The organism is Arthrobacter sp. zg.Y820 (assembly GCF_030125555.1).
In the GTDB taxonomy this organism is placed as follows: domain Bacteria; phylum Actinomycetota; class Actinomycetes; order Actinomycetales; family Micrococcaceae; genus Arthrobacter_B.
Window position 1 is genome coordinate 196,859 of the sequence record NZ_JASKLX010000006.1, and the last position, 22,767, is coordinate 219,625.

General features: G+C 67.9%; 22 protein-coding genes. 18 read left to right on the plus strand and 4 right to left on the minus strand.

What is annotated here, in order from left to right:
• Positions 1-21: 21 nt before the first annotated feature.
• The 5 genes from aroC to nusB all read left to right on the plus strand — a co-directional run bounded on the left by aroC (position 22) and on the right by nusB (position 3,917).
• Positions 22-1,236: a chorismate synthase gene (aroC, locus tag QNN99_RS06150; RefSeq protein WP_229965546.1), complete on the plus strand. Its 1,215-nt coding sequence runs from the start codon at positions 22-24 to the stop codon at positions 1,234-1,236.
• Positions 1,220-1,750, plus strand: coding sequence for a shikimate kinase (locus tag QNN99_RS06155; protein WP_229965547.1), 531 nt, complete (start codon positions 1,220-1,222; stop codon positions 1,748-1,750). The genes aroC and QNN99_RS06155 overlap by 17 nt, the downstream gene beginning before the upstream one ends.
• Positions 1,751-1,754: 4 nt before the next feature.
• Positions 1,755-2,876, plus strand: coding sequence for a 3-dehydroquinate synthase (aroB, locus tag QNN99_RS06160; protein WP_229965549.1), 1,122 nt, complete (start codon positions 1,755-1,757; stop codon positions 2,874-2,876).
• Between the two features lie 70 nt (positions 2,877-2,946).
• Complete coding sequence (gene efp, locus QNN99_RS06165) at positions 2,947-3,510, plus strand: elongation factor P (RefSeq protein ID WP_229965550.1); 564 nt, start codon at positions 2,947-2,949, stop codon at positions 3,508-3,510.
• Positions 3,507-3,917, plus strand: coding sequence for a transcription antitermination factor NusB (gene nusB, locus QNN99_RS06170; RefSeq protein ID WP_229965552.1), 411 nt, complete (start codon positions 3,507-3,509; stop codon positions 3,915-3,917). The genes efp and nusB overlap by 4 nt, the downstream gene beginning before the upstream one ends.
• A gap of 64 nt (positions 3,918-3,981) precedes the next feature.
• Here nusB and QNN99_RS06175 read toward each other — a convergent pair whose 3' ends face one another.
• On the minus strand, positions 3,982-5,226 hold the full coding sequence (locus QNN99_RS06175; RefSeq protein ID WP_229965553.1) for a PrsW family intramembrane metalloprotease: 1,245 nt from the start codon (positions 5,224-5,226) through the stop codon (positions 3,982-3,984).
• A 240-nt stretch (positions 5,227-5,466) separates the two neighbouring features.
• Here QNN99_RS06175 and pyrR point away from each other — a divergent pair, with 240 nt between their 5' ends.
• The 13 genes from pyrR (at position 5,467) to QNN99_RS06240 (ending at position 20,683) form a co-directional block, all read left to right on the plus strand.
• A complete protein-coding gene (pyrR, locus tag QNN99_RS06180; protein ID WP_229965555.1) occupies positions 5,467-6,048 on the plus strand; it encodes a bifunctional pyr operon transcriptional regulator/uracil phosphoribosyltransferase PyrR in 582 nt (193 codons plus the stop codon).
• Positions 6,045-7,043, plus strand: a complete 999-nt coding sequence (locus tag QNN99_RS06185; RefSeq protein ID WP_229965557.1) for an aspartate carbamoyltransferase catalytic subunit — start codon at positions 6,045-6,047, stop codon at positions 7,041-7,043. The genes pyrR and QNN99_RS06185 overlap by 4 nt, the downstream gene beginning before the upstream one ends.
• A 14-nt stretch (positions 7,044-7,057) precedes the next feature.
• The gene (locus QNN99_RS06190) at positions 7,058-8,410 is read left to right on the plus strand and encodes a dihydroorotase (protein WP_229965558.1); all 1,353 of its coding nucleotides are present in this window, start codon (positions 7,058-7,060) and stop codon (positions 8,408-8,410) included.
• Positions 8,398-8,916 (plus strand): PH-like domain-containing protein, encoded by a 519-nt coding sequence (locus tag QNN99_RS06195; RefSeq protein WP_229965559.1) that lies wholly within the window; start codon positions 8,398-8,400, stop codon positions 8,914-8,916. The genes QNN99_RS06190 and QNN99_RS06195 overlap by 13 nt, the downstream gene beginning before the upstream one ends.
• Positions 8,917-8,954: 38 nt before the next feature.
• Positions 8,955-10,106 (plus strand): glutamine-hydrolyzing carbamoyl-phosphate synthase small subunit, encoded by a 1,152-nt coding sequence (carA, locus tag QNN99_RS06200; protein ID WP_229965783.1) that lies wholly within the window; start codon positions 8,955-8,957, stop codon positions 10,104-10,106.
• On the plus strand, positions 10,106-13,402 hold the full coding sequence (carB, locus tag QNN99_RS06205; protein WP_229965561.1) for a carbamoyl-phosphate synthase large subunit: 3,297 nt from the start codon (positions 10,106-10,108) through the stop codon (positions 13,400-13,402). Before carA ends, carB begins: the two co-directional genes overlap by 1 nt.
• Positions 13,368-14,309, plus strand: coding sequence for an orotidine-5'-phosphate decarboxylase (gene pyrF, locus QNN99_RS06210; RefSeq protein WP_229965563.1), 942 nt, complete (start codon positions 13,368-13,370; stop codon positions 14,307-14,309). The genes carB and pyrF overlap by 35 nt, the downstream gene beginning before the upstream one ends.
• 194 nt (positions 14,310-14,503) lie before the next feature.
• On the plus strand, positions 14,504-14,821 hold the full coding sequence (gene mihF / locus QNN99_RS06215) for an integration host factor, actinobacterial type (protein ID WP_229965565.1): 318 nt from the start codon (positions 14,504-14,506) through the stop codon (positions 14,819-14,821).
• A gap of 52 nt (positions 14,822-14,873) precedes the next feature.
• A complete protein-coding gene (gmk, locus tag QNN99_RS06220) occupies positions 14,874-15,455 on the plus strand; it encodes a guanylate kinase (RefSeq protein ID WP_229965566.1) in 582 nt (193 codons plus the stop codon).
• Between the two features lie 39 nt (positions 15,456-15,494).
• Positions 15,495-15,755 (plus strand): DNA-directed RNA polymerase subunit omega, encoded by a 261-nt coding sequence (gene rpoZ / locus QNN99_RS06225; protein ID WP_152217989.1) that lies wholly within the window; start codon positions 15,495-15,497, stop codon positions 15,753-15,755.
• 57 nt (positions 15,756-15,812) lie between these two features.
• On the plus strand, positions 15,813-17,096 hold the full coding sequence (gene coaBC, locus QNN99_RS06230) for a bifunctional phosphopantothenoylcysteine decarboxylase/phosphopantothenate--cysteine ligase CoaBC (protein ID WP_229965567.1): 1,284 nt from the start codon (positions 15,813-15,815) through the stop codon (positions 17,094-17,096).
• 169 nt (positions 17,097-17,265) lie between these two features.
• Positions 17,266-18,495 (plus strand): methionine adenosyltransferase, encoded by a 1,230-nt coding sequence (gene metK, locus QNN99_RS06235; protein WP_229965568.1) that lies wholly within the window; start codon positions 17,266-17,268, stop codon positions 18,493-18,495.
• A gap of 7 nt (positions 18,496-18,502) precedes the next feature.
• Complete coding sequence (locus QNN99_RS06240; RefSeq protein ID WP_229965569.1) at positions 18,503-20,683, plus strand: primosomal protein N'; 2,181 nt, start codon at positions 18,503-18,505, stop codon at positions 20,681-20,683.
• Positions 20,684-20,694: 11 nt separating this feature from the next.
• Here the strand turns inward: QNN99_RS06240 and QNN99_RS06245 are convergent, their stop codons facing one another.
• From QNN99_RS06245 to QNN99_RS06255, 3 genes are all read right to left on the minus strand, one after another.
• The gene (locus QNN99_RS06245; protein ID WP_229965570.1) at positions 20,695-21,117 is read right to left on the minus strand and encodes an Hsp20/alpha crystallin family protein; all 423 of its coding nucleotides are present in this window, start codon (positions 21,115-21,117) and stop codon (positions 20,695-20,697) included.
• Positions 21,118-21,230: 113 nt separating this feature from the next.
• On the minus strand, positions 21,231-21,965 hold the full coding sequence (locus tag QNN99_RS06250; RefSeq protein ID WP_229965571.1) for an ABC transporter permease: 735 nt from the start codon (positions 21,963-21,965) through the stop codon (positions 21,231-21,233).
• Complete coding sequence (locus QNN99_RS06255) at positions 21,962-22,675, minus strand: ABC transporter ATP-binding protein (RefSeq protein WP_229965572.1); 714 nt, start codon at positions 22,673-22,675, stop codon at positions 21,962-21,964. Before QNN99_RS06255 ends, QNN99_RS06250 begins: the two co-directional genes overlap by 4 nt.
• Between the last annotated feature and the right edge of the window lie 92 nt (positions 22,676-22,767).

The following is a 22,767-nucleotide window of genomic DNA, read 5'->3' on the forward strand; positions in this document are numbered from 1 at the left end:
GATCATGGCAGTATTGAAACCATGTTGCGTTGGTTGACCGCCGGTGAGTCCCATGGGCCTGCACTGGTAGGAATAGTTGAGGGCGTCCCTGCAGGCGTCGAAGTGAACACCTCCCTGATCCAAGAGGCGCTGGCGCGCCGACGGCTCGGCTATGGGCGCGGCGCCCGGATGAAGTTCGAACAGGACCAGGTCCGCATCCTCGGCGGAGTGCGGCACGGGCTCACCCAGGGCGGCCCCGTTGCCATCGAGGTGGGCAACACCGAGTGGCCGAAGTGGGAGCAGGTCATGTCTCCGGATCCGGTGGACCCGGCACTGCTGGCCGAGTCCGCGCGCAACGCCCCGCTGACCCGCCCGCGCCCCGGACACGCAGACTTTACCGGCATGCAGAAATACGGCTTCGACGAGGCCCGTCCCGTGCTGGAGCGTGCCAGCGCCCGCGAAACCGCCGCCCGCGTGGCCTTGGGCGCGGTGGCCTCCTCGTTCCTGAAGTCCCTGGGCGTTGAACTGGTTTCCCACACCGTGAGCATCGCCGGTGTCGGCAGCCCCGAAGGATCGGCGCTGCCCGGCCCCGCCGACGTCGCCGCCCTCGACGCCGATCCCCTGCGCTGCTTCAACGCGGACGTGTCCGCGGCAATGGTGGCCGAGGTGGACGCTGCCCACAAGGACGGCGAGACCCTCGGCGGCGTGGTGGAGGTTGTTGCCTACGGCCTGCCGCCGGGACTGGGCAGCTACACGCACTGGGACCGCCGGCTCGACGCGCGGATCGCCGGTGCCCTGATGGGCATCCAGGCGATCAAGGGCGTGGAGATCGGTGACGGCTTCCTCACCGCGGCCCGCCGCGGCTCCGCCGCGCACGACGAAATCCTCCAGGACGCCGCGGGCCGCGTGGTCCGCTCCGGCAACCGCGCCGGAGGCATCGAAGGCGGCATGAGCATCGGTGAGGTGCTGCGGGTGCGGGCGGCCATGAAGCCGATCGCCACCGTCCCGCACGCACTGCAGACAGTGGACGTCAGCACCGGCGAGCCGGCCCGCGCCCACCACCAGCGCTCCGACGTGTGCGCCGTGCCGGCGGCCGGCGTAGTGGCCGAGGCCATGGTCGCGCTCGTGTTGGCGGAGGCGGTCACCGAGAAATTCGGCGGCGATTCCGTGGCCGAGACGGCGCGGAACCTGCGGTCCTACCTGGAGAACATTCCGGGCGCCCTGGCATCGGCTGGCACCAGTGTCCGGACAGACTGACCAGTCCTGCCGGCACATTGTCCTGATCGGCTTCATGGCGGCCGGCAAGTCGGTGGTGGGGCGCGAGTTGGCGGCCCGCCGTCAGCTGAAGTTCACCGACACCGATCAGCTCGTCACCGAGCGCCACGGTCCCATTCCGGAACTCTTTTCCGCACGCGGGGAATGTTACTTCCGTGAGGTTGAAGCCCGCTGCGTGGCTGCGGCGCTGGCCGAAAAACCCTGCGCCGTCATTTCTTTGGGCGGCGGAGCGGTGCTGGACACCGGGACGCAGCAGCTGCTGTGCCGCTCCACCGTAGTGTTTCTGGACACCGACCTGGAAACAGTTTTGCCCCGCATTATCCGCTCCGGGCACCGCCCCATGCTTGCCGGCGACCCCGTGCGCCGCTGGCAGGAACTGGCCAAGGCCCGGCGGCCCGTTTACGAATCCCTGGCCGACATCACCATTGACACCAGGGGACTCACCGTCACGGCCATCATCGACCGGCTGACGACAATCCTCAATGAAGGAGCTTAACTCCATGGCCTCCGATCCCACCGTCATCCCGGTGACCGGCGAAAGCCCCGCAAGCAATTACGACGTCGTGATCGGCAACGGACTGCTGGACCGCCTTCCGGCCATGCTGGGGGAGCGGGTGCGCCGCGTCCTGGTCATCCATCCCCGCGCGCTCCGTGCCACCGGCGACACCGTCCGCGACGAACTCGCCGCCACCGGCCTCACCGCTGTCACCGCCGAAATCCCGGACGCCGAAGAGGGCAAGCACATTCAGGTGGCTTCCTTCTGCTGGCAGGTCCTGGGGCAGAACGACTTCACCCGTTCCGACGCCATCGTGGCGGTGGGCGGCGGCGCGGTCACCGACCTGGCCGGTTTCGTCGCCGCCACCTGGCTGCGCGGCATCAAGGTGGTCCACATTCCCACCTCCCTGCTGGGCATGGTGGACGCGGCAGTTGGCGGCAAGACCGCCATCAACACGGCCGAGGGCAAAAACCTCGTGGGAGCCTTCCATCCCCCCGCCGGCGTGCTGGCGGACCTGGACGCGCTGGGCACCCTGCCCAAGAACGAGCTCCTCAGCGGCATGGCCGAAGTCATCAAGTGCGGCTTCATCGCGGATCCGGCCATCCTGGACCTGGTGGAAGCCAACCCGGAGGCAGTGGGCGACGGCGCCTCCGCCGTCGTGCGCGAACTCGTGGAACGCTCCATTGCGGTCAAGGCCGAGGTGGTTTCCGCGGACCTGCGCGAAGCCGGCCGCCGGGAGTTCCTGAACTACGGCCACACGCTGGGCCACTCCATCGAACTGGCTGAACGCTACCAGTGGCGCCACGGCGCCGCCGTGTCAGTGGGGCTGGTTTTCGCCGCCGAGCTCGGCCGCATGGTCGGCCGGCTGGATGACGCCACGGCGGACCGGCACAAGGACATCCTGTCCCTGCTGGGACTGCCGGTCACCTACCGGAAGGACCGCTGGTCAGCCCTGCTGGACGGCATGCGCCGCGACAAGAAATCCCGCGGCGACCTGCTGCGTTTTGTGGTCCTGGACGGCCTCGCCCGGCCCTCCATGCTGGAGGTTCCGGACACCTCGCTGCTGTTCGCTGCCTACCAGGAGATCGCCTCCGAACCCCAGGGCGGCATCCGCCTCAGCCTGTAGGGGCACGGAGCAGGTAGAATGGTCTGCGGACTTAAAACGAAAACTTTTGCGGATCAACGAAAGAGAAACTGTGGCGACGACCAACGACATCAAGAACGGCACCGTGCTGAAGCTTGAAGGCAACCTTTGGAGCATCATCGAGTTCCAGCACGTGAAGCCGGGCAAGGGTGGTGCGTTTGTCCGTACCAAGATGCGCAACGTGCGTTCGGGCAAGGTAGTCGACAAGACCTTCAACGCCGGCATCAAGATCGAAACGGCTTCCGTTGACCGCCGCGATTACCAGTACCTGTACCAGGATGGCGACGACTACGTCTTCATGGACACCTCGGACTACGACCAGCTGACCGTGCCGGGTTCCATCGTGGGGGACGCCGCCAACTTCATGCTCGAATCCCTGATGGTGACGATTGCCATCCATGAGGGTTCTCCGCTGTACATTGAGCTGCCCCCGTCGGTAATCCTGGAAATCACGTACACCGAGCCGGGCCTTCAGGGCGACCGCTCCACCGGCGGCACTAAGCCCGCCACCGTGGAGACCGGCTACGAAATCCAGGTTCCCCTGTTCCTGGAACAGGGCACCAAGGTCAAGGTAGATACCCGCAACGGCGATTATTTGGGACGCGTTAACGAGTGAGTGCACGCACTAAAGCCCGGACCCGGGCACTGGAAGTTCTGTTTGAAGCTGAGCAGCGTTCGGCGTCGGCCTTTGACATGATCAAGGCCCGCCGGGAACAGACCGATCAGACGATCAACCCGTACACCCTGGAGCTGGTGGAGGGCGTGGTTTCCATGCAGGAAACCATCGATGAGTTCCTCGGCACCTACTCGCAGGGCTGGCCCCTGGAGCGGATGCCCTCTGTGGACCGCATCATCCTGCGCCTGGGCACCTGGGAACTGCTCTACAACGACGACGTTCCGGACAAGGTGGCGATCAGCGAAGCCGTTGAACTCGCCAAGACCCTGTCCACTGACGAGTCACCGGCCTTCGTGAACGGTCTCCTGAGCCGGCTTCACCAGCTCAAGCCTTCGCTGCTGGCCTAAGCACACCGGTTCCGCACTAAGCCCGCACGGCCACGCAAGTGGGCCGGGCGGGTTTTTGCGTTCCTCAGGACCCGCCGGCGCGGGCCAGCATGGTTCCGCGGGTACGGGTGAGGTCGTGCAGCAGAGTGTGTTCAGCGGCCCGGTTGGCCGGCAGGTCCCGCCCGGCAGCGATTTGCTGGCGGGTCAGCGCCAGCCGGGTGGCTTCCCGGATGAAGGTTTTCATTGTGCTGCGGGCCCCGAACCGGCCGGCCCAGGCCATCGCCTGGTGCCGGCCGGCACGGGTGGAGAGCATGAGGACCTCCTGGGGCGTGAACCATCCGGCTGCGGCGTATTCGCCCAGCCGCTGCCGGGTAAGCCGCTGTTCGGCCCGGCGCAGCAGGATGACGCCAGTCACCGCCAGGGCGAACAGCGGCACCTGCAGCAGGAAATAGAACACAAAGAAGCTGCCGGAGACCAGCACGGTGCCGCCGTTCCACAACATGTGGCCCAGGATCGCCGCGATGAGGCCGCCGAGGAAACCGGCAGTGATGCGCAGGGCACCGCCGCGCCGCACGGTGATCCCCAGTCCGACGCCGATGGCGGCCGTGAAGAGCACATGCGCGAACGGCGAGAAGATTCCCCGCAGCACAAAGACAAAGCCCAGCTGCGCACCCAAACCTCCGCTGGAGATCAGCGCCGATCCGAAGTACAGGATGTTTTCCGTGAACGCGAAGCCGGCAGCGACGGTGCCGGCATAAACGATCCCGTCCACCGGCCCGTCAAAGTGGCTGCGCCGCACCAGGACCAGGAGCAGGACGCCCAGTCCCTTCGCGGTTTCCTCGACGATCGGCGCTTCCAGGACGGGGCCGATGAACTCCGGCGCCAGCCCCGGCAGCAGGAGATGCAGGGCGCCGCGCACATAGGGGCCGACCAGCAGCGTGATGCCCACCGAGATGCCGGCACCCCACAGAAACGCAAACAGAAGCGCCGAACGGGGCTCGGGTTCCCAGCGGTCCACCCAATGCAGTCCCAGCAGGCAGATGCCCAGCGGCACCAGTGCCAGGATCCCGCAGAGCAGGAACGCGGTGGTCCCCAGCTGCCACCAGAGGAACCAGGCCACCAGCAGCAGGGCCAGCGATGACCCGATGATCAGCAGCACCGTCGCGGCCGTGCCGGTGCCTCCGCGCGGCTGGGCGGACCACAGCGGCTGCACCGGCACCGGACCGTACCCCGGGGGCTGCTCGGCGGCCGGCTGCGGGGCACCCGGAGGGGGAGTCCAGGGGACCGCACGGGCCTGTCCGGCAAAGTGGTCGGGGTTGTGCCCGCTCATGAATCTGCGTCCTTCATAGGGCAACCCTATGAGGAAAAGGCTGTTGTGGGCCGAAGACCGGCGCACTGGGGATGAAAAACCGCAAAGTTGCCCCTATCGCGGAGCGGGCAGCCGGATCCCGCGATCGGAGCGGACGGGACGGCGTCACAGTTCGAAGCCCGGACCGCCCGCTGTGGTAGCTTGAAACCGCATTCACCCTTTAAATTCCGTCCTGTGAGGCGGGGAAGGAGGAGGCAGAATATGGACTTGTCCAACCCGCCGGGCGCATCCGCACCCGCACGCACCGTTCTGGCTTCAGCTGACATAAACCGGGCGCTCACCCGGATTGCCCACGAGATCCTGGAAGCCAACAGAGGCGCCGCAGACCTTGTCCTGATGGGCATTCCGCGCCGGGGCTATCCGCTGGCCCGCCGGCTCGCAGACAAGATCGCCGCCGCCGATCCTTCAGTGGATCCCGCCGCAATTGTCGGGCAGCTGGACGTCACCATGTTCCGTGACGACCTGGCCCGCCAGCCCACCCGCACTCCGCACGCCACCAGGGTTCCGCTGTCCGGAATCGATGACAAAGTGGTGGTCCTCGTAGATGACGTCCTGTATTCCGGCCGGACCATCCGCGCCGCACTGGACGCCCTCACGGAACTGGGCCGGCCACGGATTGTCCGGCTCGCCGTCCTCGTGGACCGCGGCCACCGTGAACTGCCGATCCGCGCGGACCACGTCGGCAAGAACCTGCCCACCGCCGTCGTGGAAAAGGTCCGCGTCCACCTGCGGGAAACTGATGTTCCGGCCGTGGACGAAGTCGTCATCGAGGGAGCCCCGTGAAGCATCTGCTCTCGACCCGCGACCTCAGCCGCACCGACGCCCTGGCCATCCTGGACACCGCCGAACAAATGGCGGCCGTATCGCAGCGCGAGGTGAAGAAACTCCCCGCCCTGCGCGGCCGGACCGTGGTCAACCTCTTCTTCGAGGATTCCACCCGGACCCGGATCTCCTTCGAAGCGGCCGCCAAGCGCCTCTCCGCCGATGTCATCAACTTTTCCGCCAAGGGCTCCTCGGTGTCCAAGGGCGAATCGCTCAAGGACACGGCCCAGACCCTGGCCGCCATCGGCGCCGACGCCGTCGTGATCCGCCACGGCTCCTCCGGGGCTCCGGCCCGGCTGGCAGGCTCCGGCTGGATCGACGCCTCGGTCCTGAACGCCGGGGACGGCACGCATGAGCATCCCACCCAGGCCCTGCTGGACGCCTTCACCATGCGCCGCCACTGGGCCCGCCTGCACGGCACGGCCTCTCCCGGCACCGACCTCACCGGCATGCACGTGGTGATCGTAGGCGACGTCCTGCACTCCCGGGTGGCGCGCTCCGACCTGTGGCTGCTGCGCACGCTCGGCGCCACCGTCACGCTCGTGGCCCCGCCCACCCTGCTGCCGTTCGGCGTCGAGTCCTGGCCCTGCGAGGTCAGCTACGACCTGGACGCAGCCCTGGACGCCGGGCCCGACGCCGTCATGATGCTGCGGGTGCAGGGCGAACGGATGCACTCGGCATTCTTCCCCTCGGTCCGCGAATACTCGCGCCGCTGGGGCTTCGACGACGTCCGCCTGGACCGGCTGGACACGCTCGGACTTCAGGACACGATCCTGCTGCATCCGGGACCGATGAACCGCGGACTGGAGATCTCCTCCCGGGCCGCTGATTCGCCCCGCGCCACCATCCTGGAACAGGTCAGCAACGGTGTCTCCGTGCGCATGGCCGCCCTTTACCTTCTGCTGTCCGGAGATCACACCCCGGCCGGCACCGCCACCCTGGAGACCGCACAGTGACGACAAAAAACACAGTGACGACTGAGAACACAGCAACCGGCACTTACCTGATCCGGAACGCGTCAATCCTCGGCAAGGAAACCGCCGACATCCTGATTTCCGCCGGACGAATCACCGCCGTCGGCCCGGACCTCTCAGCACCGGCGGACGCCGCCGTCATCGAGGCGGCCGGCCTGATTGCGCTGCCCGGCATGGTTGACCTGCACACCCACCTGCGCGAGCCCGGCCGCGAAGACGCCGAAACAGTGGAAACCGGAACCCGTGCCGCTGCCCTGGGCGGCTTCACTGCCGTCCACGCCATGGCCAATTCCAACCCCGTGGCGGACACCGCCGGCGTGGTGGAGCAGGTCTACAGCCTGGGCCGCCGCTCCGGCTGGGTGGACGTGCGCCCGGTCGGCGCGGTGACCGTCGGGCTCGACGGCGAACAGTTGGCGGAACTCGGCGCCATGGCGGATTCCCGTGCCCGGGTGCGCGTCTTTTCCGACGACGGCAAGTGCGTCGCGGATCCGGTGCTGATGCGCCGCGCCCTGGAGTACGTCAAAGCGTTCGACGGCGTGATTGCCCAGCATGCACAGGAGCCGCGCCTGACCGAGGGTGCGCAGATGAACGAGGGCGAGGTCAGCGCCGTGCTGGGCCTGGCCGGCTGGCCCGCCGTGGCCGAGGAAGCGATCATCGCCCGTGACGTGCTGCTGGCCCAGCACACCAAATCGCGGCTGCACGTGTGCCATGTGTCCACCGCCGGGTCGGTGGAAATCATCCGCTGGGCCAAGGAACGCGGCATCAACGTCACTGCCGAGGCCACTCCGCACCATCTGCTGCTCACCGACGACCTGGTGCACAGCTACGACCCCGTCTACAAGGTTAACCCGCCGCTGCGCACGGCTGCCGACGTCGACGCCCTGCGCCGCGGTCTGGCCGACGGCACGATCGACATTGTCGGCACCGACCACGCACCGCATCCGTCCGAGCACAAGGAGTGCGAGTGGGCGCAGGCCGCCATGGGCATGACCGGACTGGAAACCGCCCTGTCGGTGGTGCAGCACGCGATGATCGAGACCGGATTAATGGACTGGGAGGGCTTCGCCCGCGTGACTTCCGTCACCCCGGCGGCCATTGGTGCCCTGGAATCGCAGGGCCGGCCGCTCGCGCCGGGAGAACCGGCCAACGTCATATTGGTGAACCCGTCTGCGCGCCGCACGGTGGACCCGAATAAGATGGCTTCAAAGGGGCGCAACTCACCATTTGCCGGACTGGAACTGCCCGGCACCGTGCAGGCGACCTTCTTCGCCGGCCATCCCACGGTCCTGAACGCCGCCCTGAACACGCCTCACCCCGTTTCCGCAGAGGAGTCCGCATGGATCGGCTGATATTCGCCCTGGGCATGATTGTCCTCATAGTGCTGCTCCTGGGCCTGTTTGCCCTGGGCTGGCGCGGCCGCCGGCAGCGCCAAAAAGGCGTCCCGCGCCCGGTGCCGATGCCCGACGGCCTGGAGGTACCCCGGTTCCAGGCCCTGGGACAGTACGTCTGCACCACCACCGCCGGTGACTGGCTGGACCGGATTGCCGTCTACGGGCTGGGCGTGAAGTCCAACGCCACCGCGGCAGTCTTCGACGAAGGCCTCCTGCTGGTCCGCAGCGGCGCACCCGACCTCTGGATTCCCCGGGCGGACCTGGAAAGCGTCCGGCTGGAGCGCGGCATGGCCGGGAAATTCGTGGAGAAGGAGGGCCTGGTCATCGTGACCTGGAAACTCGGAACCACCTCCGTGGACACCGGGTTCCGCACCCGCTCCGCCGACGAGAAGACACCGCTGGTATCAGCGATAACCGAACTCCTGCCGGCCGAATCGGCACCAACAAGCGAGGAACAACTGTGACCGTGCAGCACATCCCCACCCCGACCGCAGCTGTCCTGATGCTTGAAGACGGCCGCACCTTCCGCGGCCGCAGCTACGGCGCCGAGGGCACCGCCCTGGGCGAGGCGGTCTTTGCCACCGGCATGACCGGCTACCAGGAGACCATCACCGATCCCTCCTACGCCCGCCAGCTGGTGGTGCAGACGGCGCCGCACATCGGCAACACCGGAGTGAACACCGACGACGCCGAATCCCGGCGGATCTGGGTGGCCGGCTACATTGTGCGCGACGCCGCCCGCCGGCCGTCGAGCTGGCGCTCCGAGCGCACCCTGGACGAAGAGCTCGCGGCGCAGGGCGTCGTCGGGATCTCCGGCGTGGATACCCGCGCCGTGACCCGGCACCTGCGCGAACGCGGCGCCATGAAGGCCGGGATCTTCTCCGGCACCGCAGCCAACCGCCCGGAGGCCGAGCTGCTGGCCGACGTCCTGGCGCAGGAATCCATGGCCGGTGCCCGCCTCGCCGAAGAGGTCAGCGTCGAGGCCTCCTACGTGATCGAGCCGCAGGACCACGGCTGGGACGGCGAGCCGCGCTTCACCGTCGCCGCCCTGGACCTGGGCATCAAGTCCATGACGCCGGTCCGGTTCGCGGAGCGCGGCGTGCGGGTGCACGTCCTGCCCGCCTCCGCCACCCTTGAGGACGTCACGGCGCTGGACGCCGACGGCGTGTTCATGTCCAACGGCCCCGGCGACCCCGCCACCGCTGACGCCCAGGTGAACCTGCTGCGCGGCGTCCTGGACACCCGCACCCCGTTCTTCGGCATCTGCTTCGGCAACCAGATCCTGGGCCGCGCCCTGGGCTTTGGCACCTACAAGCTGCGCTACGGCCACCGCGGCATCAACCAGCCGGTCCTGGACCGCCGCACCGGCAAGGTCGAAATCACCAGCCAGAACCACGGCTTCGCCGTCGACGCGCCGCTGGACGGGCCGGTCACCGCGCCCGAGGCCCGCTACGGCCGGGTGGAGGTCAGCCACGTGTCCCTGAACGACGACGTCGTGGAAGGCCTCGCCTGCCTCGACATCCCGGCCTTCTCGGTCCAGTACCACCCCGAGGCCGCCGCCGGCCCGCATGACTCCGCGTACCTCTTCGACCGCTTCGTGGACCTCATGGAATCCAGCAAGACCGACGCCAGCAAGATCAAGGAATCCCTCTAATGCCCCGCAGAACCGACCTTAAGTCCGTCCTGGTCATCGGCTCCGGTCCGATCGTGATCGGCCAGGCCGCGGAATTCGACTACTCCGGCACCCAGGCGCTGCGCGTACTGCGGGAGGAGGGCCTGCGGGTCATCCTGGTGAACTCCAATCCGGCCACCATCATGACCGACCCCGAATTCGCCGACGCCACCTACGTGGAACCCATCACCCCCGAGGTGGTGGAAAAGATCATCGCCAAGGAACGCCCCGACGCGATCCTGCCCACCATGGGCGGCCAGACCGCGCTGAACACGGCCATCGCCCTGGACAAGAACGGTGTCCTGGACAAGTACAACGTGGAGCTGATCGGCGCCAACATCGCCGCCATCGAGCTCGGCGAGGACCGGGAAAAATTCAAGGGCGTCGTCGAGCGCTGCGGCGCCGAATCGGCGAAGTCAATCATCGTGCACAGCCTCGACGAAGCCTTCGCCGCCGCCGACGAGCTGGGCTATCCGATGGTGGTCCGGCCCTCCTTCACCATGGGCGGACTCGGCTCCGGCCTGGCCTACAACGAAAAGGACCTGCGCCGCATCGCCGGCGCCGGCATCCAGTACAGCCCCACCTCCGAGGTGCTGCTCGAGGAGAGCATCCTCGGCTGGAAGGAATACGAGCTGGAAATGATGCGCGACCGCAACGACAACGTCGTGGTGGTCTGCTCCATCGAAAACTTCGATCCGGTGGGCGTGCACACCGGCGACTCCATCACCGTGGCTCCGGCCATGACCCTGACCGACCGCGAGTACCAGAACCTGCGCAACATCGCGATCGCCGTCATCCGCGAGGTGGGCGTGGACACCGGCGGCTGCAACATCCAGTTCGCCATTGAACCGGACACCGGCCGCGTCGTGGTCATCGAAATGAACCCGCGCGTCTCCCGCTCCTCAGCGCTGGCCTCCAAGGCCACCGGCTTCGCGATCGCCAAGATCGCCACCAAGCTGGCCCTGGGCTACACGCTGGACGAGATTCCCAACGACATCACCAAGCAGACGCCGGCGTCCTTCGAGCCCACCCTGGACTACGTCGTGGTGAAGGTTCCGCGCTTCGCGTTCGAGAAGTTCCCGGCCGCGGACCCCACGCTGACCACCACCATGAAATCGGTGGGCGAAGCCATGGCGATCGGCCGGAACTTCACCGAGGCGCTGCAGAAGGCGCTGCGCTCCCTGGAGCAGAAGGGCGCTTCGCTGTCCTTCGCCCCCGTGGATCCGGCCGACGTTCCGGCCCTGATCGAAGCCGCCAAGCGGCCGACGACGGACCGCCTGCAGCAGGTCCAGCAGGCCCTGCTCGGCGGCGCCACCGTGGAGGACCTGTACGAGGCCACAGGCATCGACCCCTGGTACCTGGACCAGCTGGTCCTGATCAACGAGGTGGCCGAAGAAATCCGCGGCGCCGGCACCGTGAACGAGGAAATCCTGCGCCGAGCCAAGCGCCACGGATTCTCCGACGAGCAGATCGGCGCGCTCACCAACACGCCCGAGGCCGTCATCCGCGGCGTCCGGCACGCCCTGAACATCCGCCCGGTCTACAAGACGGTGGACACCTGCGCCGCGGAATTCGCCGCCTACACGCCCTACCACTACTCCTCCTATGACGAGGAGGACGAGGTGGCGCAGCACGCCAAGCCGTCCATCATCATCCTCGGTTCCGGCCCAAATCGGATCGGGCAGGGCATCGAGTTCGACTACTCCTGCGTGCACGCCACCATGGCCCTGCGCGAAGCCGGCCACGAGACCGTGATGATCAACTGCAATCCGGAGACCGTGTCCACCGACTACGACATCTCCGACCGGCTCTACTTCGAACCGCTGACCCTGGAGGATGTCCTCGAGGTCATCGCCGCTGAGCAGCGCACCGGGGGAGTGCTCGGCGTCTTCGTCCAGCTCGGCGGCCAGACCCCGCTGAAGCTGGCGCAGGCCCTGGCCGACGCCGGCGTCCCGATCCTGGGCACCTCGCCGGAAGCCATTGACCTGGCCGAACACCGCGGCGCCTTCCAGCGCGTGCTGGACGCTGGCGGACTGATCGCCCCGAAGAACGGCACCGCCGTCTCCTTCGACGATGCCAAGAAGATCGCCGACGAAATCGGCTACCCGGTGCTGGTCCGCCCGTCCTATGTGCTGGGCGGCCGCGGCATGGAGATTGTCTACGACGAGGCGAACCTTTCGCGCTACATCGCCAACGCCACCGAAATCACGCCGGACCACCCGGTGCTGGTGGACCGCTTCCTGGAGGACGCGATCGAGATCGACGTCGACGCCCTCTACGACGGCACCGACCTGTATGTGGGCGGCATCATGGAACACATCGAGGAAGCCGGCATCCACTCCGGCGATTCCGCCTGTGTCCTGCCGCCCATCACCCTGGGCACCGACGTCGTCGACCGCGTCCGCGAAGCCACCCGGGTCATTGCCGCCGGAGTGGGCGTGCGCGGTCTGATCAACATCCAGTTCGCGCTGGCCTCGGACGTCCTGTATGTCATCGAAGCCAACCCGCGCGCCTCCCGGACCGTGCCGTTCGTCTCCAAGGCCACGGGGGTGCAGCTGGCCAAGGCCGCGGCCCTGATCGGCACCGGCCGGACCATCGCCGAGCTGCGCGCCGCCGGGAAGCTGTTCGCCGTCGGCGACGGCTCGGTGCTGCCGCCGGACGCCCCGGTGGCCGTGAAGGAAGCCGTCCTGCCCTTCAACCGCTTCCGCACCCCCGAGGGCACCGTGGTGGATTCCCTGCTCGGCCCGGAAATGCGCTCCACCGGCGAGGTGATGGGCATCGACAAGTACTTCGACACCGCCTTCGCCAAGTCCCAGGCGGCCGCCAACTCCGCCCTGCCGACCGAGGGCAAGATCTTCGTCTCGGTGGCCAACCGGGACAAGCGCTCCATCATCATGCCGGTGAAGCTGATGGTGGACCTGGGCTTCGAGATCCTCTCCACCGGCGGCACCGCCGAGGTCCTGCGCCGCAACGGCATCCAGGCCACCACCGTGCGCAAGGTCGGCGAGGGCACCGGTCCCGACGGCGAGGGCACGGTCGCTGACCTGATCACCGCCGGTGAAATCCACCTCGTCGTGAACACTCCCTCCGGAGGCCAGGCCCGCGGCGACGGCTACGAAATCCGTGCCGCCGCCACCTCCATCGGCTGCCCGGTGGTGACCACTGTCTCCGAGTTCGGTGCCGCCGTGCAGGCGATCGAGGCGATGCGCTCCTACGAGTGGGACGTCACCTCCCTGCAGGAGCATGCCGCCAAGCTCCGGGCTTCATCAAGTGTCTGATCCGGGCAGAACCTTCGGCGCACGGCTGCGCGCGGCGATGGACCGCCGCGGGCAGCTGTGTGTCGGCATCGATCCCCATCCGGCGCTCCTGGCCGCCTGGGGACTGAACGACGACGCCGCCGCCCTGGAGCGCTTCTCCCTCACCGTCCTGGAGGCCGCGGGGGAGTACGCCGCCGCCGTGAAGCCGCAGGTGGCGCTCTTTGAACGCCACGGATCCGCAGGCCTGGCTGCCCTGGAACGGGTGCTGGCGGCCTGCTCCGACGCGGGAATCCTCAGCATCGCCGACGCCAAGCGCGGGGACATCGGCTCCACCATGGCCGCTTATGCCGATGCCTGGCTGCGGGACGGATCCGCCCTGGCCGCGGATTCCGTCACGCTGAGTCCGTACCTTGGATTTGAGTCGCTGCGCCCCGCCCTGGACCTGGCGGCCGCCTCTGGGCGCGGCGTCTTTGTCCTCGCCCTGACCTCCAACCCCGAGGGCGCTTCCGTCCAGCATGTTGGCGGTCCGCGGTCGGTGGCGGCCCGGATCGTGGACGCTGCGGCGGCGGAGAACCGGCGCGAGCTGGCCGGACGGGAGGAGGCCCCCGGGCTGGACGGGGCTGCTGACGGTGCTGACACTCCGATGCCCCGGAGCCGGCCGCTCGGATCCACCGGACTGGTCATCGGCGCCACGGTCGGTTCCGCCCTCACGGAGCTGGGCATCCGCCCGGCGTCGGCGGATACGCCGATCCTGGCCCCGGGTCTTGGCGCCCAGGGCGCCACCGGAGCCGACCTGCGCGCCACCTTCGGCGAGGCATATCCCAACGTCCTGGCCACCTCCAGCCGGGACATCCTGCAGGCCGGTCCCGCCGTGGCCGGGCTGCGGGACGCCGCCCGGCGGACGCTGGCGGGGTTGGGTGGATCCTGAAGCGGCTTTCGGTGCCGTCCCCGGTGCCGTCCCCCGTGCCGTCCCGGTGCCCTGATCGGGTAGTGGAGCACATTGCAATTGCGGCGGGGTTGCGGATAGGTTCAGACCGTACCCCCATACACCAGCACCGTCCCAGCACTGCCGCTGTGTTTTGAGCAGCTGATGCCGGGTCAGTCCTTGCCCGGGAGGCTCTGTTGAACCTCAAGCCACTGACCGAAGACGAACGCACCAGAGCCCGGGAAAAGGCAACCGCGGCCAGATCCGTGCGGGCCGACATCAAGGCCAAAATCAAGACCGGGGAATTGTCCGTGGAAGAGGTCATCCTGTCCCGGTCTTCCGAGGAAGCAGTAGGCCGCCTGAAGGTGGTGGATCTGCTCCGGGCACTGCCTGGCGTCGGAGAGCGCCGCGCAGCTGGAATAATGACTACCGTAGGTATTGCTCCGACCCGCCGTGTGCGTGGTCTGGGCGTCCACCAGCGCAAAGCGCTGATTGAATTTTTGGAATCCGACTAGGGGCCGCTTTCACTGCGGCCGCGCCGTCGGGGCCGAATCACAACGAGAGCAAATGAGGTCCTCAGTGTCGCAACCGCGGCTGACAGTTCTGGCAGGTCCAACCGCAGTTGGCAAAGGCACGGTGTCCACGTACATCCGGGACAACTATCCGGAGGTGTGGCTGTCCGTTTCGGCAACCACCCGCCCTCCGCGTCCCGGCGAGGAACATGGGGTGCATTACTTTTTTGTCTCCGCCGAGGAATTTGATTCACTCGTCGAAGAGGGCCAGATGCTGGAGTGGGCAGTGGTCCACGGCCGCAACCGCTATGGCACGCTGCGCAGCACCGTCGAGGCCGCCATGGCCGAGGGCCGGTCGGTGCTCCTGGAGATTGATCTGCAGGGCGCACGGCAGGTTAAAAAGTCCATGCCCGAGGCAAATTTCGTGTTCCTGGCCCCGCCGTCGTGGGACGAGATGGTCCGCCGGCTGGTAGGACGCGGCACCGAAACACCCGAAGAGCAGCAGCAAAGGCTGGAAACCGCTAAACTGGAACTTGCTGCCGAGCCCGAGTTCGATCACACTGTGGTAAATGATGACGTCCAGCGGGCAGCAGCTGAGCTTGTATCACTCATGGGAATCAGTCCGCGCCCGCGCTGACGCACCGCCACATCCCGTATAAAAGATTTTGGAGAATCTGTGTCTACTGTGTCTGAAGGCATCATCAACCCGCCGATCGACGACCTGCTGAACGTAGCTGACTCGAAGTACGCACTGGTCATCTACGGCGCCAAGCGCGCCCGTCAGATCAACGCCTACTACTCGCAGCTGCACGAGGGCCTGTTCGAGTACGTCGGCCCGCTGGTGGAAACCAAGCTGAACGAGAAGCCGCTGTCCATCGCCCTGCGCGAAATCAACGAAGGCATGCTCGTCAGCCGCCCGGTCGAATCCGCCGAGTAGCCAGCAAGAACCCCTTCGGTAACAGCTGACCACTGGTCAGGGTCAGGAGCAGCAGCGGTGCGCATAGTTCTCGGTGTGGGCGGCGGCATCGCCGCCTACAAGTCCGCGTCGCTGCTGCGGCTTTTCACTGAAGCCGGACACAATGTGTCGGTCATTCCCACGGAGGCCTCCACCCGCTTTGTGGGTGTGGCCACCTGGGAGGCACTGTCCGGAAATCCGGTCTCCAGCTCGGTTTTTGACGAGGTGGAGAAGGTCAACCACGTCCGTCTCGGTCACGAGGCGGACCTTATTGTCGTTGCCCCCGCCACCGCCGACCTGCTGGCGCGGGCGGCCGCCGGGCAAGCGGATGACCTGCTCACCAACACACTCCTGATGGCGCGCGGGCCGGTTCTTTTTGCCCCCGCCATGCACACTGAGATGTGGTCGCACCCGGCAACCCGAGCCAATGTTGCGACCCTGCGGAGCCGGGGCGTCCTGGTCCTGGATCCGGCAGTGGGCCGGCTGACCGGGAAAGACTCCGGGGCAGGCCGGCTTCCCGAACCAGACGAGATTTTCGCAGCCGCCATCGCCGCGGCTGCTGCCGGCGCCGGTGTTCCGGCCTCCGAAGCCGCCGCCTCCGAAGCCGGCGCGCTTCACGGCAAAACCGTCACCATCACTGCCGGGGGCACCCGCGAATCCCTGGACCCGGTGCGGTTCCTGGGCAACCGGTCCTCCGGGAAGCAGGGCGTTGCCCTTGCCCAGGCCGCCCTGGAAGCCGGCGCGCGTGTCCGGTTCATCGCCGCGCACATGGACGTTCCGGCGCCCGACGGCGTGGAACTGACCCGGGTGGAATCCGCGCTGGAACTCCGCGAGGCAGTGCACCGTGCCGCGCCCGGATCCGACGTGCTGATCATGGCCGCCGCCGTCGCCGATTTCCGCCCGGACCGCAATTCCGACACCAAAATCAAAAAGCGCGACGACGGCACCAACCCGGTGATTACCCTGGTCCGCAATCCTGACATCCTGGCCGAGGCCGTCGAAGCACGGAACGCGGCCAGTTCCTCCGGGGCGGCCCGGCCGTCGCTGATTGTCGGCTTCGCGGCCGAAACCGGCGACGGCACTTCAGAGGTGCTGGACTACGGCAGGCAGAAACTTGCCCGCAAGGGATGTGAACTGCTGGTGCTGAACAGGGTGGGCACCTCCCTGGTATTCGGCCAGGACAGCACGGAAGTGACTTTGCTTTCACCGCAGGATTCCGCAGCGGCTCCGGCTCCCACCTACACCGGAACCAAAACCGAGATCGCCCGGCGCATCCTCGCCCGCGTCGTGCGGGAGCTCGACGCCGCCGTCGCCGTCCCCTGACAGGCTGCGAAGCCGTTGCCGGCTTCCGGTTGAGCGCCGGGCTGCCGCCCACAAGCGCCGGGCTGCCGCCCACAGGCGCCGGGCTGCCGCCCACAAGCGCCGGGCTGCCGCCCACAGGCGCCCGGCCCGCATTCGGGGACCCGGCCTAAGACCCAGTAGAGTAAAACTCGTGACTTTCCCAGATGCTTCAGTACTTTCCGCTCCCCGCGACGGGCTGCGTCTTTTCACCTCGGAATCCGTCACTGAAGGTCACCCGGACAAAATCTGTGACCAGATCAGTGATGCGATCCTCGACGGCCTGCTCAAGGTTGACCCCGAATCCCGCGTGGCGGTGGAGACCCTGGTCACCACCGGGCTGGTCCATGTGGCCGGCGAAGTCACGACCGAGGGTTACGTGGAGATCCCCCAGCTGGTCCGGGACACCATCCTGGGCATCGGATACGACTCCTCCGCCAACGGCTTTGACGGGGCCCGCTGCGGCGTCTCGGTCTCGATCGGCCAGCAGTCGCCGGAAATCGCCTCCGGAGTGTTCAACTCGGTGGAAAACCGTGCCGGCAAAAACGTCGACCCCTACGATGTGCAGGGGGCCGGCGACCAGGGCATCATGTTCGGCTACGCCTCGGACGAGACTTCGGTCCTGATGCCCACCCCCATCTGGCTGGCCCACCGCCTCTCCGAGCGCCTCACCGCCGTCCGCAAAAATGGCACGCTGGGCTACCTCCGTCCGGACGGCAAGACCCAGGTCACCATCGGCTACGACGGCGACCGTCCGGTCTCCGTGGACTCAGTGGTCATCTCCTCGCAGCACGCCGTCGACGTCGAACTCGAGCAGCTGCGCGCGGACCTGGTCACCCACGTCATCAAGCCGGTCCTCGCCGGCACCGAACTGGACATCTCCAACGTCAAGCACATCCTGAATCCGGGCGGCCCGTTCGTCATCGGCGGACCGGTCGGAGACGCCGGGCTCACCGGCCGCAAGATCATCGTGGATACCTACGGCGGGTTCGCCCGCCACGGCGGCGGCGCGTTCAGCGGCAAGGATCCGTCCAAGGTTGACCGTTCCGCCGCCTATGCCATGCGCTGGGTGGCCAAGAACGTGGTGGCCGCCGGGCTGGCCCGCCGCGCGGAAATCCAGATTGCCTACGCCATCGGCATGGCCCATCCGGTCGGCATCTACGTGGAGACCTTCGGCACGGAAACCGTGGATCCGGCCCGCATCGCCGCCGCCATCGAGGAGGTCTTCGACCTCCGCCCGCTGGGCATTATCAACTCGCTCGACCTGAAGCGCCCGATCTACCAGAAGACTGCCGCGAACGGCCACTTCGGCCGCGAGGACGAGGAGTTCACCTGGGAGCGCAAGGACAAGGTCGAGGACCTCCGCAGCTACTTCAACGCCTAACCGGCGCATGCAGCGGGAACCGGCAGGGAAGACCGGACGGCAGGAACCGGCCGGGGAAACCGGGCAGCTGTCCCTGCTGCACGGCTTTGTCTCCCCGTCCAGAAGCCTGGGGACACAGTCCGCGGCACCTGCGCTGCCGATCGCGCGGGTGCTGCTGGATTCGCCCCTGCCGCATCTGGACCGTCCGTTCGACTATCTGGTGCCCGAGAACCTCGACGACGACGCCGTGCCCGGCGCGCGGGTCCGGGTCCGGTTCGGCGGGCAGGAGCTGTCCGGATTCATTATCGAGCGGACCGCCGAGGCGGATACCTCGGCCCGCCTTATGCCGCTGGGAAAAGTCGTGTCGCCGCAGCCGGTTTTGGCGCCGCAGATCCTGCGCCTGGCCGAGGCCGTTGCCGCGCGCTATTCGGGCACCGTCCATGATGTGCTGCGGGTGGCCATTCCGCCGCGCGCCGCACGGGTGGACAAGGAATTTACTCCGCAGGCCCGTGCCGCCGCAGCTGCGGAAGCACCGACCGGAGCGGACCCTGCCTCCGCGGCCAAGCTCTCCGGGGAGAACCTCCCGTCCGGGCCGGAAGGCTCCGGACCCAATCCGTGGAGCCGGTATCCGCACGGCCCGCGGTTCCTGACCCATCTGGCAGCCGGCCACAGCCCGCGGGCCGCGCTGTCGTCGCTGGGCGGATACGGAGCCGGCGCCTGGCCTGAGGAAATCGCCGCCGCAGTGCAGGCGACCCTGCTCTCCGGACGCGGCGCCGTCGTCGTCGTGCCCGATGCCAAGGATCTGGCCCGGGTGGAGACGGCGTTGATTGCGCGCATCGGCAAGGGAACCTTTGCGCGCCTGACGGCTGACGACGGTCCCACGCCCCGCTACCGCAGTTTCCTGCAGGTCCTGCACGGGGACGTGCAGGTGGTGATCGGCACCCGGTCGGCGGCCTACGCTCCGGTGCGCAACCTTGGCCTGGCGGTGCTCTGGGATGACGCCGATGACCTGCATGCCGAGCAGCGTGCTCCGTACCAGCATGTCCGTGACGTCCTGCTGCTGCGGGCCGCAGCAGAGGACGCGGCGCTGCTGCTGGCCTCGCACTCGCGCAGCACCGAGGCTCAGCGGCTGGTGGCCAGCGGCTGGGCGGCGAATATTTCCGCAGACCGCAGCACGGTGCGGTCGCTGGCTCCGCGGGTGGTCAGCACCGCGGACTCGTTCAACATGGAACGGGATCCGCTGGCTGCGCGGGCGCGGATTCCGCATGCCGCCTGGAAGGCAGCGCAGGACGGGCTGACTCGTGGCCCGGTGCTGGTGCAGGTGGCGCGCACGGGGTTCTCCCCGGCGCTGTCCTGCCAGGAGTGCCGGGAACCGGCGCGTTGCCGGGCGTGTGCCGGGCCGCTGGGCCTGGCCAGCCGGAACGGCATTCCGGCCTGCCGCTGGTGCGGCCGGCCGGAACCGGTGTGGAGCTGCAGCAACTGCGGCGGCACACACCTGCGCGGATCCGCGGCAGGCGCCGGGCGCACCGCCGAAGAGCTGGGCCGGGCCTTTCCTTCCGTTACCGTCATTTCCTCGGCGGGAGACCATGTGCGGGCGGACGTTCCCGATGCTCCCGCCCTGGTGGTGGCAACACCGGGTGCCGAGCCGGTGGCGGCGGGCGGTTATGCCGCGGCGATCCTGCTGGACGGCAACGCCATGATGTCCCGCGAGTCGCTGCGCGCGGGGGAGGACACCCTGCGGCGCTGGTTCAGCGCGGCGGCGCTGGTGCGCCCCGCCGGCGACAAAGGCGTGGTGGTGGTCACCGCCGACGACACCTCCACCGTCGGACACCTGCTGCGCTGGGATCCGGCCGGCGCCGCCGATCGCGAGCTGGCACTGCGCGGCGAGCTGGGCCTGCCGCCGGCGGTCCGGTACGCCGAGCTCACGGGCTCCCGCGAAGCGCTGACCGCCTTCCTGCCCCGGCTGGACCTGCCGGCCGAAATCCGGGTGGTGGGGCCGGCACCCCTGGAAGACCCGCCGGGGCCGGCCCCCGTGCACCGGGACGGGCAGCTGGGCGGCTCGGGAGGGCGCTACCGCACACTGCTGTTCTTCTCGTACGCTGCTGCCCCGGCGGTGACCGCGGCGCTGCGGGCCACCAAGGCCGCGGTCTCCGCCCGTCGAACCGGGGATCCTGTGTACGTGCGGGTGGACGGAACCGACGTCCTGTAGTCAGCCCCGGGTCAGCCGTACTGCACCGGGATCTTCCGCCGGCGGTGATTCGGATCCACCGGAAGATACAGGCTGAGGATCCCGCAGTCGTAGCGGGCGCTGATGCCGGCGGCATTGATGTCGCTGCCCAGCAGGATCTGCCGCTGGACGAGGCCGCGGCGGCGGTCGCGGACCAGCCACCGGGCTCCGGAAAGGTCGCGCAGGGTGCGGTGCCCGCTGACGGTCAGGAGCCGCCCCTCGACGTCCAGATGCAGGGAGCCGGGGTCCAGGCCGGGAAGGTCGGCGTTCACGATGTAGTGGTCTCCCTCGCGGTAGAGATCCACGGGAATGTCGCTGTCGTCGGCTGCCCCCGGGCTGCCGCAAAGCGGATCGAAGAGGTCCAATCCCGGTGCCGGATCGAACCGGAAAACCATCAGTATCAACTCCCTCGCCATGCCGGAGACCTAAGCTGAATATCAGCAGTTTAGAACTGGGCGGGGCGGGTAAAAAAATCGATGGCCAAAGTCCCGCGCAAAGCGGCCGGCTGGGCCCGGCTTGAGCCCGGCGCTCAGGGAGTTCGGCGGCGCAGCGTTATCGCTCCCAGCACCACGAAGGCGACGGCGAAAGCCGCCAGGATGCCGATTTCGCGCAGGATCTCCGCCGTGGATCCGGTGCCGCCGGAAACCAGGTTGAGGGCTTCCACGGCGTGGGACAGCGGCAGCCAGTCCGAGACCGCCTCCAGCGCGTCCGGCATCTGGGGGCGCGGAATGAAGATTCCGCCCAGCAGGATCTGCGGAAAGACCAGGGCGGGCATGAACTGGATGACCTGGAATTCCGAGGCGGCAAAGGCCGAGGCAAACAGGCCCAGGGTGGCTCCCAGCACGGCATCGAGCACCGCCACCGCCAGCAGCAGCCAGGTGTTGCCGGCGACCTCGAGTCCGCAGATCCAGACGGCATAGGCACAGGCGATGAGGGACTGGAGCGTTCCCAGCAGGCCGAAGGCGAGGGTGTAGCCGGTGATGAAATCGAACTTCCCCAGGGGCAGGGTCATCAGCCGCTCCAATGTGCCCGAGCGCCGTTCCCGCAGTGTCGTGATGCTGGTGACGAGGAACATCACCACAAACGGAAACAGGCCCAGCAGCGCCGGGCCAACGGATTGGAAAACGCCGGTGTTTTCGAAGATCCAGGAGAGCAGCCCGATCAGCAGGCTGGGAACCAGCAGGAGCAGCAGCACCGTCCGCGGGTCATGCCGGATCTGCGTCAGCACCCGCAGCGCCGTGGCCAGGGCAAGGCCCGGATTCATGCCGCCCCCAGCAGGGCCAGGAAAGCGGCGTCGGCATCGGTGGTGCCCGTGCTCTCCAGCAGCTCCGGCGGCGTCATGTCAGCCAGCAGCCGGCCCTCGTGCAGGAGCAGGATGCGGGCGCAGCGGCTGGCTTCGTCCATGACGTGGCTGCTGACCAGCAGGCTCACGCCGCGCTCCGCCAGCGAGGCAAACAGTTTCCACAGATCACGCCGCAGCACGGGATCCAGTCCCACCGTCGGTTCGTCGAGCACCAGCAGTTCCGGCGCGCCCAGCAGGGCAACAGCCAGTGAGACGCGGCTGTGCTGGCCGCCGCTGAGGCTCCCGGCCAGGCGCCGGGATTGCTGTTCCAGCCCGGTTTCGCCGATCACCCGCTCCGGGTCGGTGTCGGGCGCTCCCACGATGCGGGCGAAATAGCGCAGATTTTCGGCCACCGTCAGGTCGTCGTAAACGCCGGGCCCCTGCGCGAGATACCCGACCTTGCGGCGCAGTTGCGGGCTGCCGGCGGGGTTGCCAAGGACGGTGACGGTGCCTCCCGAGGTTTTCTGCGTTCCGACGACGGTGCGCATCAGGGTGGTTTTGCCGCTGCCGCTGGGGCCCAGCAGGCCCACGACCTGCCCCGCGGGGACGGTCAGGCTCAGGCCGTTCAGGACCGCGGTTCCGCTGCGCCGCACCAACAGGTTCTCGGTGCGGATTGCCGGAGACGATGCCATGCTGCTGACTTTGCACCCGGAGCGTTTACCGGTCAATCCCGCTCCGCAAATACCGAATCGCCGGCAGGAGACCGGACCCGCATCCGCGATCG

Coding starts and splice junctions, on each gene's coding strand:
- QNN99_RS06250 (WP_229965571.1), bottom strand. CDS start 21,965: ATGAATCCGGGCCTTGCCCTGGCCACGGCGCTGCGGGTGCTGACGCAG.
- QNN99_RS06195 (WP_229965559.1), top strand. CDS start 8,398: ATGGATCGGCTGATATTCGCCCTGGGCATGATTGTCCTCATAGTGCTG.
- carB (WP_229965561.1), top strand. CDS start 10,106: ATGCCCCGCAGAACCGACCTTAAGTCCGTCCTGGTCATCGGCTCCGGT.
- gmk (WP_229965566.1), top strand. CDS start 14,874: ATGAGGTCCTCAGTGTCGCAACCGCGGCTGACAGTTCTGGCAGGTCCA.
- aroC (WP_229965546.1), top strand. CDS start 22: ATGTTGCGTTGGTTGACCGCCGGTGAGTCCCATGGGCCTGCACTGGTA.
- QNN99_RS06245 (WP_229965570.1), bottom strand. CDS start 21,117: ATGGCGAGGGAGTTGATACTGATGGTTTTCCGGTTCGATCCGGCACCG.
- QNN99_RS06255 (WP_229965572.1), bottom strand. CDS start 22,675: ATGGCATCGTCTCCGGCAATCCGCACCGAGAACCTGTTGGTGCGGCGC.
- pyrR (WP_229965555.1), top strand. CDS start 5,467: ATGGACTTGTCCAACCCGCCGGGCGCATCCGCACCCGCACGCACCGTT.
- QNN99_RS06175 (WP_229965553.1), bottom strand. CDS start 5,226: ATGAGCGGGCACAACCCCGACCACTTTGCCGGACAGGCCCGTGCGGTC.
- carA (WP_229965783.1), top strand. CDS start 8,955: ATGCTTGAAGACGGCCGCACCTTCCGCGGCCGCAGCTACGGCGCCGAG.
- aroB (WP_229965549.1), top strand. CDS start 1,755: ATGGCCTCCGATCCCACCGTCATCCCGGTGACCGGCGAAAGCCCCGCA.
- pyrF (WP_229965563.1), top strand. CDS start 13,368: ATGCCGCCAAGCTCCGGGCTTCATCAAGTGTCTGATCCGGGCAGAACC.
- QNN99_RS06240 (WP_229965569.1), top strand. CDS start 18,503: ATGCAGCGGGAACCGGCAGGGAAGACCGGACGGCAGGAACCGGCCGGG.